17 protein-coding genes are annotated in these 13,562 nt (G+C 67.9%); 6 read left to right on the plus strand and 11 right to left on the minus strand.

Annotation, left to right across the window (positions count from 1 at the left end):
• Nucleotides 1-269 precede the first annotated feature (269 nt).
• From ACG3SL_RS06290 to ACG3SL_RS06325, 8 genes are all read right to left on the minus strand, one after another.
• Nucleotides 270-971, minus strand: a complete 702-nt coding sequence (locus ACG3SL_RS06290) for an META domain-containing protein (protein WP_448664284.1) — start codon at nt 969-971, stop codon at nt 270-272.
• Between the two features lie 60 nt (nt 972-1,031).
• Nucleotides 1,032-1,832: a TrmH family RNA methyltransferase gene (locus ACG3SL_RS06295; protein ID WP_448664285.1), complete on the minus strand. Its 801-nt coding sequence runs from the start codon at nt 1,830-1,832 to the stop codon at nt 1,032-1,034.
• Nucleotides 1,833-1,919: 87 nt separating this feature from the next.
• Entirely contained in the window at nt 1,920-2,192 is a 273-nt protein-coding gene (locus ACG3SL_RS06300; protein WP_448664286.1) for an HPr family phosphocarrier protein, read from the minus strand.
• A complete protein-coding gene (locus tag ACG3SL_RS06305) occupies nt 2,189-2,596 on the minus strand; it encodes a PTS sugar transporter subunit IIA (protein WP_448664287.1) in 408 nt (135 codons plus the stop codon). Before ACG3SL_RS06305 ends, ACG3SL_RS06300 begins: the two co-directional genes overlap by 4 nt.
• Nucleotides 2,597-2,612: 16 nt before the next feature.
• A complete protein-coding gene (gene rapZ, locus ACG3SL_RS06310) occupies nt 2,613-3,536 on the minus strand; it encodes an RNase adapter RapZ (RefSeq protein ID WP_448664288.1) in 924 nt (307 codons plus the stop codon).
• Nucleotides 3,533-3,976: an HPr kinase/phosphorylase gene (locus ACG3SL_RS06315; protein ID WP_448665082.1), complete on the minus strand. Its 444-nt coding sequence runs from the start codon at nt 3,974-3,976 to the stop codon at nt 3,533-3,535. Before ACG3SL_RS06315 ends, rapZ begins: the two co-directional genes overlap by 4 nt.
• A complete protein-coding gene (locus ACG3SL_RS06320; RefSeq protein ID WP_448664289.1) occupies nt 3,976-5,550 on the minus strand; it encodes a stimulus-sensing domain-containing protein in 1,575 nt (524 codons plus the stop codon). Before ACG3SL_RS06320 ends, ACG3SL_RS06315 begins: the two co-directional genes overlap by 1 nt.
• A complete protein-coding gene (locus ACG3SL_RS06325; RefSeq protein WP_448664290.1) occupies nt 5,519-6,226 on the minus strand; it encodes a response regulator in 708 nt (235 codons plus the stop codon). Before ACG3SL_RS06325 ends, ACG3SL_RS06320 begins: the two co-directional genes overlap by 32 nt.
• A 170-nt stretch (nt 6,227-6,396) precedes the next feature.
• Here ACG3SL_RS06325 and ACG3SL_RS06330 point away from each other — a divergent pair, with 170 nt between their 5' ends.
• From ACG3SL_RS06330 to ACG3SL_RS06350, 5 genes are all read left to right on the plus strand, one after another.
• Nucleotides 6,397-8,004, plus strand: a complete 1,608-nt coding sequence (locus ACG3SL_RS06330; RefSeq protein ID WP_448664291.1) for a phosphoenolpyruvate carboxykinase — start codon at nt 6,397-6,399, stop codon at nt 8,002-8,004.
• 45 nt (nt 8,005-8,049) lie between these two features.
• Nucleotides 8,050-8,505: a hypothetical protein gene (locus tag ACG3SL_RS06335; RefSeq protein ID WP_448664292.1), complete on the plus strand. Its 456-nt coding sequence runs from the start codon at nt 8,050-8,052 to the stop codon at nt 8,503-8,505.
• A gap of 103 nt (nt 8,506-8,608) precedes the next feature.
• Nucleotides 8,609-8,779 carry a hypothetical protein gene (locus ACG3SL_RS06340; protein ID WP_448664293.1) on the plus strand — a complete coding sequence of 57 codons (171 nt, stop codon included), beginning with the start codon at nt 8,609-8,611 and terminating at the stop codon, nt 8,777-8,779.
• Nucleotides 8,780-8,782: 3 nt separating this feature from the next.
• Nucleotides 8,783-9,043 (plus strand): translation initiation factor IF-1, encoded by a 261-nt coding sequence (gene infA / locus ACG3SL_RS06345; RefSeq protein WP_448664294.1) that lies wholly within the window; start codon nt 8,783-8,785, stop codon nt 9,041-9,043.
• On the plus strand, nt 9,040-9,369 hold the full coding sequence (locus ACG3SL_RS06350) for a hypothetical protein (RefSeq protein WP_448664295.1): 330 nt from the start codon (nt 9,040-9,042) through the stop codon (nt 9,367-9,369). The genes infA and ACG3SL_RS06350 overlap by 4 nt, the downstream gene beginning before the upstream one ends.
• A 12-nt stretch (nt 9,370-9,381) precedes the next feature.
• On the opposite strand, the gene ACG3SL_RS06355 is transcribed toward ACG3SL_RS06350, so the two are convergent.
• From ACG3SL_RS06355 to ACG3SL_RS06365, 3 genes are read right to left on the minus strand one after another with little or no spacing between them, the layout of a single operon-like run.
• On the minus strand, nt 9,382-11,196 hold the full coding sequence (locus ACG3SL_RS06355) for a DUF885 domain-containing protein (RefSeq protein WP_448664296.1): 1,815 nt from the start codon (nt 11,194-11,196) through the stop codon (nt 9,382-9,384).
• A 16-nt stretch (nt 11,197-11,212) separates the two neighbouring features.
• Entirely contained in the window at nt 11,213-11,668 is a 456-nt protein-coding gene (locus ACG3SL_RS06360; RefSeq protein WP_448664297.1) for an NfeD family protein, read from the minus strand.
• Nucleotides 11,669-11,676: 8 nt separating this feature from the next.
• Nucleotides 11,677-12,660: an SPFH domain-containing protein gene (locus ACG3SL_RS06365; RefSeq protein ID WP_448664298.1), complete on the minus strand. Its 984-nt coding sequence runs from the start codon at nt 12,658-12,660 to the stop codon at nt 11,677-11,679.
• A 51-nt stretch (nt 12,661-12,711) separates the two neighbouring features.
• Between ACG3SL_RS06365 and ACG3SL_RS06370 the strand changes: the two genes are divergently transcribed.
• On the plus strand, nt 12,712-13,521 hold the full coding sequence (locus ACG3SL_RS06370) for an HpcH/HpaI aldolase/citrate lyase family protein (protein WP_448664299.1): 810 nt from the start codon (nt 12,712-12,714) through the stop codon (nt 13,519-13,521).
• The last annotated feature ends 41 nt before the right edge of the window (nt 13,522-13,562 follow it).

Raw genomic sequence — 13,562 nt, forward strand, 5'->3', positions numbered from 1 at the left:
TCCCCCTCACCCTTCCGCCGCTTCGCGGCTCCCTCCCTCTCCCACAAGGGGAGAGGGAGCATGGCGCCGTCTTTCCCTCTCCCCTTGTGGGAGAGGGAAGGGGCCCGCCGCCGAAGGCGGTGGGAAGGGTGAGGGGGCTTAAGCACAAATGCGATAGCCCTGCCCTTGCGGGGGAGGATTTGTGTCAATCCTACCCCGCAAGGGGGAGGTGGCAGGCGCAGCCTGACGGAGGGGGCGGTGGGCGATGCCGCTTCTAAAAACCCGGCGCCTTACCGCTTGGGCGCCAGCACCAGCGTCTTCCCGCCGCGTCCGCTCAGCACCAGCTTGCCCGCGCGGTTGCGGCTGACGCGGAGCGGCTGCCCCAGCACGCGCAGGATTTCGGCCTCCTGCGCGCTGGCCCCACGATCGGCACACATCCGGCGAGTGCTGCCCAGCGGACCGGCGGTCAGCTGGCCGCGCGCGAAGGTGAAGTCGCCCATGAAGCGGTTGCAGCCCGAATCGCCGCTGATCCGCTTGCCCTCGAACCGGATCTCGGGATGCGTGCCCGCGCGGACCCGGCGGCTGTCGATCGACTCGATGGTCCAGCTTCCCTCCAGCAGTGCCAACGATGCCGCGGCCACTGCGCCGCCGCAGCCATGATAGGTCCGGCCATCGACGCGCACGGTCACGCCATCGGTGGCCCCCGCATCCCGCCCGCCCGCGCGGCAGCCGTTATGGACGAGGTTCACGTTCACGCGCCGCGTCTGGTAGATTTCGCCGGCAAAGCCGTGGATCACGCGCGGCATCGCAACGCTGACTGGCGCACGCCCCGGCGTCTCGAACCGCATCGTCCGCCCGTCGATCGTCAGCGTCCAGGCCGGGCGGTCGCCCGCCGCGCGATACGGCTCGGCTGGCGTCTGTGCCTGCGCGGACAGCGGCATGGCGACGCCCAGCGTCAGGACGGCGGCGGCAGTTAGTGTCGAAATGCGCATATATAGTCTCCCTCCGCGCCTGATTGCCCGGCGCGGCTGAACACAGGCTTGCGCGGCGCCTCAGCCCCGGTGCTGGGCCAGCACTTCATACGCCATCACCGCCGTCGCCACTGCGGCGTTCAGGCTGTCGGCCTTGCCCAGCATCGGGATCTTGACCAGCAGGTCGCATTCCGCCGCCATAAAATCGGGCATCCCCTGCGCCTCGTTGCCGGTCAGCAGGAAGGTGGGGGCGGCATAGCGCGGGCCGCGATAGTCGTGGTCGGTGTCGAGGCTCAGCCCCACCAGCTGCCCCGGCCCGCTGCGCAGCCAGGTGCGGAATTCTTCCCAGCTGGCGTGCGCCACCGGCACGGTGAACAGCGCGCCCATGCTCGCGCGCACCGCCTCGACCGAAAACGGATCGACATGCTCGTCGAGCAGGATCAGCCCGCCTGCACCCACCGCGTCGCCGGTGCGCAGGATCGTCCCCAGATTGCCCGGATCGCGCAGCCGCTCCGCCACCAGCCAGATCGGCGCGGTGCTGCGGTCGAGCTGGTCCAGCGTCAGCCCGAATTCGGGATAGACGCCGACCACCGCGCCCGGATTGTCCTTGCCCGACAGTTTGGAGAGGATGTCGGCATTGGTCTGGATCGCCTCGCCGCCCGCCGCCTCGGTCGCGGTGACCAGCGTCTGCACCAGCGGATGGTTCGCGCTGTCCTGTGCGAAGAACAGATAGTCGGGCAACCGCCCGGCCTCGCGCGCTTCGGTGAGGATGCGCAAGCCCTCGGCCAGGAACAGCCCCTCTTCGCGGCGGTGGCGCTTGTCGCGCAACAGCCGGACGCGCTTGATGAGCGGGTTGGAAAAGGCCGTGATCTCGCGCGGCATCAGCGCGTGCCCATGGGGCGGGGAAGGGGGAGACAGGTCACGCCGCGTCCATGCCTGCGCGGGCACGCGCCTGCAAGCGCCGCCGCGTCATTCCTCGCCGAAGCGCGCCTCGACCAGTTCGGCCAGCGCCTGGACGGCGGCCTCCGCATCATCGCCCTCGGCGCTGATCGTGATGCTGTCGCCCTTGGCCGCGCCCAGCATCATCAGGTCGAGGATCGACGTGCCCGATGCGCTCGATCCATCCTTCTCGACGGTCAGCTCGCAGGGCTGGTTGCTGGCAAGCGTGACGAACGCCATGCTGGCGCGTGCATGCAGGCCGCGACGGTTGACGATCGTGACGGTGCGGGCGCTCCGGCTCATGCGGCGGCTTCTCCCAGGACTTCGGACGCGATGGTGATGTACTTTCGGCCCGCATCGCGCGCCGCCGCCACTGCCTCGGTCACCTTCATCGTCTTGCGTGCGCTCCCCAGACGGATGAGCATCGGCAGGTTGATCCCCGCGATCACTTCGATCCGCCCCGCTTCCATCAGCGAAATGGCAAGGTTGGACGGCGTGCCGCCGAACAGGTCGCTCAGCACGATCACGCCTCGCCCTTCATCGACGCGCGCGATGGCGGCGGCGATGTCGGCGCGGCGGCCTTCCATGTCGTCGTCGGGCCCGATACAGATCGGTTCGATCCGCTCCTGCTTGCCCACTACATGCTCCATCGCGACGACGAACTCTTCGGCGAGTCGTCCGTGCGTCACGAGTACCAGACCGATCATTTCGAACTCCGCCCCTTCATATGGTCACCGGCGTCCCCTCCAGCGAGTCCTGCGGCGCGGCTTGCAAATCGCGGTGCAGCACCGTGGGCGAAAATCCCTCTTCGCGCAACCTGCGGTACATACGCTCCGCAACATGCACGGATCGATGCCGCCCGCCGGTACACCCGATCGCGACCGTTACATATGCTTTACCCTCGGCCTCATAGCGCGGCAGCAGCAGCAGCAGCAACGCCTCGATCTGCGCCATCGCCTGTCCATAAGCGGGATCGTCGGCGATATAGGCGGAGACGTCGGCGTCCTTGCCCGTGCCCGGGCGCAGCGCCTCCACCCAGTGCGGATTGCGCAGGAATCGCATGTCGAACACGAGGTCCGCGTCGCGCGGCAGCCCGCGGGAGAATCCGAACGACTGGATGGTGAGCACGGTGCCGCTGTGCGCCTGTGCGGAGAAGGCCGAGCGGATCTGATGCTGGAGCGCGTTGGCGGTCAGGTCGGTCGTGTCGATCAGCCGGTTCGCCCAGTTGCGCAGCGGCGTCAGCAGTTCGCGCTCGCGGGCGATGCCGTCCGCCGCCGGGCGGTCCTGCCCCAGCGGGTGGCGGCGCCGCGTCTCGGAATAGCGGCGCGCCAGCTCGATGCCCGAGCATTCGAGGAACAGCGTGCTCACCTGATGGCCGTGATCCTCGCGCAGCTTCTTGATGCGGCGCACGATGCTCTCGGCATCGAACCCGCGCGTCTGGGGGCCGATGCCCAGTGCGAGCGGGCGATCGGTGTCATGGTCGTCGCCTTCGCCCGGATCGGTATCGAGCAGGCGGTTGAGCAGGATCAGCGGCAGGTTGTCGACGACTTCCCACCCCATATCCTCCAGCGTGCGCAGCACGGTCGATTTGCCCGCGCCGGACATGCCGGTCACCAGCAGGATCGTCTTGGGCTTGCGGCGACTCATCGAAGCTTCTTCCTCAGTGCAAGCGCGACCTTTACCGGCGCGGCGAAATCCTGTGCGCCCAGCGCGAGTACCGGAACGTCGATGCCCGCGATATTGCGATAACGCACGTCCTCGGGAAAGCGCGGCGGCGTGTCGAGCAGGACCACGACAAGATCGAGCGGCGCATCGGCGACATGCGGCATCGACAGCACGCCCAGTCCGCGCACTTCGATCTTTCCGGCACTGCCCGGTGGCGCGCTGGCGCGCAGCGCCTTCGTCTTGCGTTCGCAAAGCGTGCGCTCGCCCGATACCAGCATCGCCCCGCGATCGAGCAGCAGCAGCGCCAGATCGACGCGCGCCTCGCTCGATCGCCCTTCGATCAGCACGCCGCGTCCGTCGATGGCCACGCACACGGCCTGCACGGTCTCCGTCGACAGCGTGGGCGTCCGCAGCAGCGCCATCACGCCAGATCCGCCATGGGCAGGCGAACCACGAACCGTGCGCCCACTCTGTCCTCCCGCGATTCCACCGAAATGCTCCCCTGATGGCCTTCGACGATGGTGCGCGCGATGGCAAGGCCCAGCCCGGAATGCTGGCCGAACGCTTCGCTTTGCGGGCGCACCGAATGGAAGCGGCGGAAAATCGCCTCGCGCGCTTCGTCGGGGACGCCGGGTCCTTCGTCTTCCACCCGGATCGTCAGCATGTCGCCGTCGCTGTCGGCGGACAGGGTGATCAGGCCGCCTTGGGGCGAGAACGAAATCGCGTTCTCGATCAAATTCTCGAACACCCGCTCCAGCCGCGCGCCTTCGCCCAGCACGACCAGCGGGCTGGCGTCGTGCCGGTCGAACGCGATCCGGATGCCGTTGGGCAGCCCGCGCGCGGCGCGCTGGTCCAGCAGCGCCTGGAGCATCTGCTCCAGGTCGATCTGCTCGAATGTCGCGCGGCTCAACTGCGCGTCGAGACGCGAGGCATCGGAAATGTCGCTGATCAGGCGATCGAGCCGGTGCACATCGTCGCGCACGATCGCCAGCAGCCGTTCCTGCAATTCCGGGTCTTTCACCCGCGACAGCCCCTCGACGGCGGAGCGGAGCGAGGCGAGGGGGTTCTTCAGTTCGTGCGTTACGTCGGCGGCAAAGCTCTCGGTCGCATCGATCCGCGCGCGCAGTGCCTGGCTCATGTCGGACAGCGCCCGCGCCAGCATCCCGATCTCGTCGTTGCGCTCGGGCAGGCGCGGCACCACGACTTCGCGGGCACGCCCCAGCCGCACGCGCACCGCCGCCCGCGCCAGCCGGCGCAGCGGACGGACGATCGTGCGCGCCAGGAACAGCGAGAGCAGGATCGACACCAGCGCCACGATCGCCAGCACCACGCCCAGCCGATAGCGCTCCGACCGCACCGTCTGGGTGATGTCGCGCGCATTGATCGTCGTCATTACGACGCCCAGCTGGGTGATCGGCGCGGCGGCGGTGATGACGGGGGTGCGATCGGGGGCGCGCCACACCGTCGCGGGCGTGCCGTGGGTGGCGCGGGCGGTACGCACATCGGGCCATTCCAGGCCGCTGTCGCCGTCATGCTCGCGGTACAGCGGCGCGCGGTCGGCGCCCGCGACGGTATCGATCACGGCGTCCAGGAACCGGGCGATTTCCTGTCCCCACGGGTCCTTGTCCGGGTCGCGCAGGATCATGTTGCGCAGCCCCAGCGCGCGGCTGTCGGCCAGCAGCTTGCCGGTTTCGTCGTACAGCCGGATGCGCGTGCCGGTGTCGCGCGCGAGGCTGAGCACCAGCAGGTCGCGGCGCTTGCCGGTGGCAGAGGCGATTGCCTGCGCCACCAGCCGCACTTCGCGCTCGGCCTGTTCGACGCGGCTGTCGACGATCCGGCTGCGATACGAATCGAGGTACGAGAATCCGCCGCCCAGCATTGCGAGCGCGAAGATGTTCACCGCCAGGATGCGCGGGGTCAGGCTGATGCGGTTCGACCATCGCAGCGCGAGGTCTGGCTCACCGCTACTCGTCCGAGAAACGGTATCCGGCCCCATAGAGCGTTTCGATCGCATCGAACTCCGGATCCACCTGACGGAACTTGCGTCGCACGCGCTTGATATGGCTGTCTATCGTGCGGTCGTCGACATAGATATCGTCCTGATAGGCGGCATCCATCAGCTGGTTGCGCGTCTTCACGATGCCGGGGCGCTGCGCCAGCGTCTCCAGGATCAGGAATTCGGTGACCGTCAGCGTGACGTTGGTTCCGGCCCAGGTCACGCGGTGGCGCGCCGGGTCCATGGTCAGCCGTCCGCGCTCCAATATCTCCGCCGGCTCGGGCTCGACGCCCTCCGCCACCGGCTGCGCCGGCTCGGTGCGGCGCAGGATCGCGCGGATGCGGGCGATCAGCAGGCGCTGGCTGAACGGCTTGGCGATATAGTCGTCGGCGCCCATCGCGAGGCCCAGCGCCTCGTCCAGTTCGTCGTCCTTGCTGGTGAGGAAGATGACGGGGATGGCGCTCTTCTCGCGCAGCCTTCGCAGCAGCTCCAGCCCGTCCATCTTGGGCATCTTGATGTCGAGCACGGCCAGGTCGGGCGGGTTCTCGATCAGTGCCTTCAGCGCGCTTTCGCCGTCCGAATAGACGCGCGTCAGAAAGCCTTCGGTCTGGAGGGCGATCGACACCGAAGTGAGGATGTTGCGATCGTCATCGACCAGCGCGATCGTGGCGGTCATGCGGCGGGCTGCGCGTGGCGGATAAGCATCAGTCGAACGACTTAAAGCAAAGTCGGGCGCGGCTCAATCGGTGACACCGCTTACCCAGATTGACGGACTTTGTGCCCCCCGGCAAAGATACTCCGACAAATAAGGCCGCGAAGAGCAGGCCGCACAGTGGAGGATGAATTTTGAGCGAGCGCACCCCCCGCCACGGGCTAGAGGCCCAGGGGATCGGCACCGATGCCGCAATCTACTGGAATCTGGGCACTGCCCCCCTGGTCGAGCACGCGCTGCTGCGCGGCGAGGGCCGGCTTGCGAAGGACGGCCCGCTGGTCGTCGCCACCGGCAAGCACACGGGACGCTCCGCGCAGGACAAGTTCATCGTCCGCGACGCCGAGACCGAGCATAGCGTCTGGTGGGGCAAGACCAACAAGGGCATGACGCCCGAACATTTCGCCGCGCTGAAGGCCGATTTCCTGACGGAAGTGGCCGACCGCGATACCTTGTTCGTCCAGGACCTGTACGGCGGGTCGCAGCCCGAACACCGGGTGCAGGTGCGCGTCATCAACGAGCTTGCCTGGCACAACCTGTTCATCCGCACGCTGCTGGTCCGCCCCGAGGAGGACGTGCTGCCCGGATTCGTCCCCGAATACACCATCATCGATTTGCCCAGCTTCCGCGCCGATCCCGCGCGGCATGGCACGCGCAGCGAGACGGTGATCGCGGTCAACTTCACCGAGAAGCTGATCCTGATCGGCGGCACCGCCTATGCGGGCGAGATGAAGAAGAGCGTGTTCGGGCTGCTCAATTACCTGCTCCCGCTCAAGGGCGTGATGCCGATGCATTGTTCGGCCAATATCGGCCCCGCCGGCGACACCGCAGTGTTCTTCGGCCTGTCCGGCACCGGCAAGACGACGCTGAGCGCCGACGCCAGCCGCACGCTGATCGGCGACGACGAACATGGCTGGTCCGACACCGCGGTCTTCAATTTCGAAGGCGGCTGCTACGCCAAGATGATCAACCTGTCGGCAGAGGCCGAGCCCGAGATTTTCGCGACCACCCGCCGCTTCGGCACGGTGCTCGAGAATGTCGTGATGGACCCGGAGACGCGCGAACTCGACCTCGACGACAACAGCCTCGCGGAAAACAGCCGCGGCTCGTACCCCATCGATTTCATTCCCAACGCCAGCGCAGACAATCTGGGACCCGTGCCGCAGAATGTCGTGATGCTGACGGCGGATGCCTATGGTGTCCTGCCGCCGATCGCGAAGCTCACGCCCGAACAGGCGATGTACCACTTCCTCTCGGGCTATACCGCGCGAGTCGCCGGGACCGAGATCGGCGTGACCGAGCCGACCGCCACTTTCTCCACCTGTTTCGGTGCGCCGTTCATGCCGCGCCATCCGTCGGTCTATGGCAATCTGCTCAAGGAGCGGATCGCGAAGGGCGGGGTGCATTGCTGGCTGGTCAACACCGGCTGGACTGGCGGCAAATATGGCGTCGGGCGGCGGATGCCGATCAAGGCGACTCGCGCGCTGCTCAGCGCCGCGCTCGACGGCAGCCTCAACGATGCCGAGTTCCGCAACGATCCCAATTTCGGGTTCAAGGTGCCGGTGCGCGTGCCGGGCGTGGACAGCGCGATCCTCGATCCGCGCGCGACGTGGGACAACAAGGCGGAATATGATGCCACCGCCGCGAAGCTGGTCGATCTGTTCGTCGACAATTTCGCCGAGTTCGCCGAGCATGTCGATGAAGGGGTGCGCCAGGCTGCCCCGCACGCGCCGACGCCTGCCTGACATGGTCCGGTCATCGATCGGGCCAGCACCAATGGAGCCCGATCGATGACCGACCCCGAACCGCGCCTGTTCCATGCCGATGCGGAGATCGTGCGGCTGGGCGAGGGGCTGATCGCGTGCGACTTGTCCAAGGACGACTGGACGCACGAGGCACATCTCGCCGCCTGCGCGTATCTGCTCACCGCGCGGCCCGACATTGACGTGGACCGGGAGATTGCCGGGCTGATCTCGCGCTTCAACGAGAGCGTCGGGGGGATCAACGACGACCATGGCGGCTATCACGACACCATCACCTGCGCCTATCTCGCCGGCGTCCGCGCCTTTCTGGCCCAGTCGCCGGCAGGCTCGCTGACCGAGACGGTCAATGCGCTGCTGCTGTCGCCGGCGGGCCGGCGCGATTGGCCGCTGCGCTTTTACAGCCGGGAGCGCCTGTTTTCCGTAGCGGCACGGCGGAAATTCGTGCCGCCGGACCTGGCGCCGCTGCCGGGTGCTGGCTTTTAGGCGGCTGCATCCCTATATCACCGGCATCGCACGGCACGTTTTCGTAGGCGCCCGCGACTGAGAGACCAACGCGCTCCCGCTTACAAGCCCGGGAGGCTGCCCTTTGGACCTCAATTATCTTCTGCACCGCCATCAGGTTTCGCTGATGCGCTCGCTCGCCGCAACCGGTGTCGAGGCGCGCAGCGCGCACCGTGGGTTCGTACGCGGCTATGCCGCGCGTATCCGCGCGTTCCAGCAGGATGTCGGCGCCGATGCGTCGGTCATGGTGGCCTGAGCCATGGCGAAGGAAGATCTGATGACGCTCGACGGTCTCGTCGAGGAAGTGCTGCCCGATGGCCGTTTTCGCGTCGTGCTAGAAAACGACCACCGCGTGATCGTCTACACCGCCGGCAAGATGCGCAAGTTCCGCATCCGCACGCTCGCGGGCGATCGCGTCCAGGTGGAAATGTCCCCCTATGATCTCGACAAGGGCCGGCTGGTGTTCCGCGAACGCGTGGCCAGCACCGGGCCATCGCAACGCCGGGGCATCCGTCGATGAGCGAGCCTCTGGACAGCGCGCCCGTCGAGGATGCGGTCGTGGAAGCGGCACCAGTCGATCCGGTTGCCGCCCCGACCAACCAGAAGCCGCAGTCGCAGCGCTTTCGCAAGCGCTTCGACACGCCCCGCCTGTCGCCCGAAGCGGCGCAGCGTCAGGGCAAGGTCGCCACGCTCGCCTGGGATCGCCTGCGCGATCGGGATCAGGTCGTGGCGTTCCTCAACACGCACGACGACGCGCTCGGCGCCCGGCCGATCGACCTTGCGGTCGAAAGCCAGGCCGGGCTGGATCGCGTGCTGCAATCGCTGGATGCCCGCGCCAAGGCGTGACGCCCCGGGGCGTCAGCCCTTGCGTTCTGCCACATGCCGATCGACGATGTGCCCCAGCACCGTCATCGGGACATTGCCGCCCAGCACCACCGCGTCGTTGAAGCTGCGGAAATCATAGCGGCTGCCCAGCGCAGCCTTGGCGCGATCGCGCAGCCGGTTGATCTCGCTGTGCCCCACCTTGTACCCGCACGCCTGGCCCGGCCACGAACAATAGCGGTCGACTTCGCCCTGTACTTCGTCCTCGCTGCTGCCGTTCGTCTCGACGAACCACTGGATCGCCTGCGCGCGGGTCCAGCGCTTGGCGTGCAGGCCGGTGTCCACCACCAGCCGGCACGCGCGGAAGCTCAGCGACTGGAGGTAGCCCAGCTTCTCCACGGGATTGGCGGCATAGACGCCCAGCTCGTCGGCCAGCTGTTCGGCATAGAGCGCCCAGCCTTCGGAATAGGCGTTGAACTGCAGCAGCGATCGGATCAGCGGCATCGCGAACGTATACTCGCCCTGCCATGCATGGCCCGGAATCGCTTCGTGATAGGCAAGATCGGGCAGGCCATAGCTGGTCCACAGGCCCGTGCTGCGCAGGTTGATCCAGAACCGCCCCGGCACGCTGCCGTCGATCGTCCCCGGCCCGCCATAGGCGCCCGGCGCGCCTGCTTCCTCCACCAGCGGGATGCGCTTCACTTCGACATTGCCCTTCACCAGCGTGTGGAACGCCTGCGGCATCCGCGCGCGGATATCGGCGATGCGGTCGTTGAGCAGCGCCATGATCTGCGCGCGCCCTTGGTCATTGTCGGGGAAGGTGAAGCGCGGGTCCTTGCCCAGCGCGGTCATGCGCGCGCCGACGCTGCCCTGGCTATATCCCTGCGCCTTCAGGATCACGTCCATCTCGGCCTGAAGCTGCGCCAGCTGGTCCAGCCCCATCTGGTGCACCTCGGCGGGAGTCATCGTGGTCGTGGTGCCCGCGCTGAGCGCCCAGGCGTAATAGGCGTCGCCGTCCTTGAATTTCCACACGCCCGCATCGCCGGTCGCGCGCTTGCGGTGCCGCTCCAGCTCGGCGAGCTGGCGGTCGAGCGCGGGGGCGGTGCGTTCGTTGCACAGCATCCACGCGCGCTCGCCGAAATCGCCGCCCATCCCGGCGGTGCGGTTCGCGATCGATGTGACCAGATCCCACCCGGCGGTGTTCCCGCTGCGCGCCAGCCGCATCTGGCGCAGCGCCTTGTCGAGCAGGAAATCGGGCGCGATCACGCCCTTGTCCGCCGCGATTTTGAGCCGCTCGGTCTCGCCGTCCAGCTGGTCGCCATAGGATTCGAGCCGGTCGAGATAGGCTTCGGCATCGGCCATGCCGGCGATCTGGTGGTCGCTGTCGAGCATCCGGGGGATATCGAGATACGCGCCGACATTCTGCGCCACGACATAGGGCGAATTGCGCCAGCCGCCGACCGCAACGTCGCCATAGCCGAACCCGAAGCCCTGGAGCGCGTTCGCGAACGATGCCTGCACCACGTCGATATGCGTGCGTACCGTGGGGCTGAGCGCGTTGAGGTCGAGCGCGGCGATCTCGCCCAGCGTCGTCTTGAGCAGCGCGGCGATGCGGCGCTCGCCCTGCGGCGACCGATCGGTCAGCCGGCGCTTGAGCCCGGCGCGCGCATCCTTGTCGATCCCCAGCGTGGTGGCACCCTCGGGATAGACCTTCAGCATCGCTTCCGCAGTGCGTGTCAGCAGCGCGTTGGCGGCGGCATCCCCGCCTGCGGCAAAAGCGCGGGCGGGCAGCGCACCGGCTGCGAACGTGGCTGCGGTGCCCAGCATCAGCTGGCGGCGAGTGGTTTCCATGAAAGGCTCCGAACGGTCAGGCAGTAAGGGAAGGGAGGGGCTCGACGGTCAGCGTCGCGCCGGTGCCGCCGGTGATGCGGGCCCGCGCGCCCACGGGCAGGTCCGGTCCGCGCGCCAGCCATTCGCCGTCGCCCACGCGCACTCGCCCCGAACCGCCCTCGATCGCCTGCACCACGGTCACGCTCTCACCGATCAGGCGGGCAAGGCGATCGTTGAGCATCGGATCGTCGGTCGGCACCGGAAAGTCGCGATACCAGCGCTTGCCGACCAGCACCGCGACCAGCGACCATGCGGCAAAGCCCAGCACCTGCCCGCCCGCCGACAGATCGGGCAGCAGCAGCGCGATGGCGCCCGTGATCGCGGCGGCCAGCGCGAAGAAGACCAGATACACCCCCGGCACCAGCAATTCGGTGATCGCCAGCACGATGCCGGCGATCAGCCACAGCACGCCCGCGTTCTGCATCCAGCCCATCGCGCCGTTCAGCCCTGTTGCTCGAACGGACCAGCGCGGCGCGGCGGGGCGGGGGGCTGGGGCGGCTTGGGCGCATTGCCGTTGCCCAGCGCTTCCTTGGCCAGCTCGCCGATGCCGCCCAGCGTCCCGATCAGCTGCGTCGCCTCTACCGGGAACAGGATCGTCTTGGCATTGGGCGAAGTCGCGAACTTCCCCACGGCCTCGACATATTTCTGGGCGATGAAGTAATTGAGCGACTGGCTCGATCCCGCCTCGATCGCGTCGGAGACCAGCCGGGTCGCCTCCGCCTCGGCCTGCGCCGCGCGCTCGCGCGCCTCGGCGTCGCGGAACGCCGATTCGCGGCGCCCCTCGGCCTCCAGGATGCGGGCTTGCTTCTGGCCCTCGGCGCGCAGGATTTCGGACTGGCGGCTGCCCTCGGCCTCGAGGATGTTGGCGCGCTTCTCGCGCTCGGCCTTCATCTGGCGGCCCATCGCGTTGACGATGTCGGCGGGCGGGCGGATGTCCTTGATCTCGACGCGCGTGATCTTCACTCCCCACGGCGTGGTGGCGTGATCCACCACCGATAGCAGCCGCGCATTGATCTCGTCGCGCTTCGACAGCGTCTCGTCGAGGTCCATCGACCCCATCACGGTGCGCAGGTTGGTCGTCGTCAGCTGGAGCAGCGCGACATACAGGTCGGACACCTCATAGGCGGCCTTCGCCGCGTCGAGCACCTGGAAGAACACCACCCCGTCGGTGGAAATCATCGCATTGTCCTTGGTGATGATTTCCTGCCCCGGAATATCGATCACCTGCTCCATCATGTTCACCTTGCGCCCGACGCGATAGAAAAAGGCGGGGTAGAAATTGAAGCCCGGCGCGGCGACCGTCGTAAACCGGCCGAAATGCTCGATCGTGTACTGATAGCCCTGGGTGACGATCTTGACGCTGGAGACGATGTAGAAAAACGCCAGCAGCGCCAGCGCCACCAGAAACGCAGATACGACATCCATCGCGATCGACTCCCCTCGCTATTCAGGCCCTTGCTAGCATAGAGAGGGCACATGACCACAGCCCGCCTTGCGCCGCGCACCGCGCTTTTCCTGCCCGCCTCCAATCCGCGCGCCATCGAGAAGGCGCGGAGGCTGGATACCGACATGGTGATCCTGGACCTGGAGGATTCGGTGCGCGCCGATGCCAAGGCGGCGGCGCGGGCGGCGGCGGTCGCGGCGGCGGCGCAGGGATTTGGCCATCGGCTGGTGGCGATCCGCATCAATGGCGCGGACTCGCCCGAGCATGCCGCCGATGTGGAAGCAGTCGCCGCGTCCGCAGCCGATTTCGTCGTGGTGCCCAAGGTCGAAAGCGCGCGCGAGGCGGCGGCCATCGCTGCGGCATGCGCGCGCCCGCTGCTGGCCATGATCGAGACGCCGCGCGGCGTGCTGGAGGCGGCGGCAATCGCTGCGGCGCCCGGTGTCGGCGGGCTGCTCGCCGGGGTGAACGACCTGAAGGCGACGCTGGGCATTCCGGCGGCGGCGGGGCGCGAAGGGCTGGCGCTGGCGCTCCAGACGATCGTGCTTGCCGCGCGCGCGGGCGGCGGCTGGGCGATCGACGGCGTGTATAACGGGCTGGACGATGCCGATGGCCTCGCGAACGAATGCCATCACGGCCGGATGCTGGGGTTCGACGGCAAGTCGCTGATCCACCCCAACCAGATCGAGCCCGCCGCGCGCGCCTTCGGCCCGACCCCGGCGGAGCTGGCCGACGCCCGCGCGCTGATCGAGGCGGCCACCGGCGGCGCCGAGCGGTTCGGCGACCGCATGATCGAAGCGATGCACGTCGCGCAGGCCCGCGCGCTGCTGGAGCGCGCGCACTAAAATCCCGCCTGTCGCCGCCGCGGTCGTGCCGCCATCCTATA

It is taken from the genome of Sphingomonas degradans, assembly GCF_053502645.1.

Excerpts from the sequence above, each read along its gene's own strand:
- ACG3SL_RS06305 (WP_448664287.1), bottom strand. The coding sequence starts at position 2,596 with ATGATCGGTCTGGTACTCGTGACGCACGGACGACTCGCCGAAGAGTTC.
- ACG3SL_RS06360 (WP_448664297.1), bottom strand. The coding sequence starts at position 11,668 with ATGGGCTGGATGCAGAACGCGGGCGTGCTGTGGCTGATCGCCGGCATC.
- ACG3SL_RS06320 (WP_448664289.1), bottom strand. The coding sequence starts at position 5,550 with ATGGGGCCGGATACCGTTTCTCGGACGAGTAGCGGTGAGCCAGACCTC.
- ACG3SL_RS06325 (WP_448664290.1), bottom strand. The coding sequence starts at position 6,226 with ATGACCGCCACGATCGCGCTGGTCGATGACGATCGCAACATCCTCACT.
- ACG3SL_RS06335 (WP_448664292.1), top strand. The coding sequence starts at position 8,050 with ATGACCGACCCCGAACCGCGCCTGTTCCATGCCGATGCGGAGATCGTG.
- ACG3SL_RS06300 (WP_448664286.1), bottom strand. The coding sequence starts at position 2,192 with ATGAGCCGGAGCGCCCGCACCGTCACGATCGTCAACCGTCGCGGCCTG.
- rapZ (WP_448664288.1), bottom strand. The coding sequence starts at position 3,536 with ATGAGTCGCCGCAAGCCCAAGACGATCCTGCTGGTGACCGGCATGTCC.
- ACG3SL_RS06295 (WP_448664285.1), bottom strand. The coding sequence starts at position 1,832 with ATGCCGCGCGAGATCACGGCCTTTTCCAACCCGCTCATCAAGCGCGTC.
- ACG3SL_RS06370 (WP_448664299.1), top strand. The coding sequence starts at position 12,712 with ATGACCACAGCCCGCCTTGCGCCGCGCACCGCGCTTTTCCTGCCCGCC.
- ACG3SL_RS06290 (WP_448664284.1), bottom strand. The coding sequence starts at position 971 with ATGCGCATTTCGACACTAACTGCCGCCGCCGTCCTGACGCTGGGCGTC.
- ACG3SL_RS06355 (WP_448664296.1), bottom strand. The coding sequence starts at position 11,196 with ATGGAAACCACTCGCCGCCAGCTGATGCTGGGCACCGCAGCCACGTTC.
- ACG3SL_RS06350 (WP_448664295.1), top strand. The coding sequence starts at position 9,040 with ATGAGCGAGCCTCTGGACAGCGCGCCCGTCGAGGATGCGGTCGTGGAA.
- ACG3SL_RS06315 (WP_448665082.1), bottom strand. The coding sequence starts at position 3,976 with ATGGCGCTGCTGCGGACGCCCACGCTGTCGACGGAGACCGTGCAGGCC.
- infA (WP_448664294.1), top strand. The coding sequence starts at position 8,783 with ATGGCGAAGGAAGATCTGATGACGCTCGACGGTCTCGTCGAGGAAGTG.
- ACG3SL_RS06365 (WP_448664298.1), bottom strand. The coding sequence starts at position 12,660 with ATGGATGTCGTATCTGCGTTTCTGGTGGCGCTGGCGCTGCTGGCGTTT.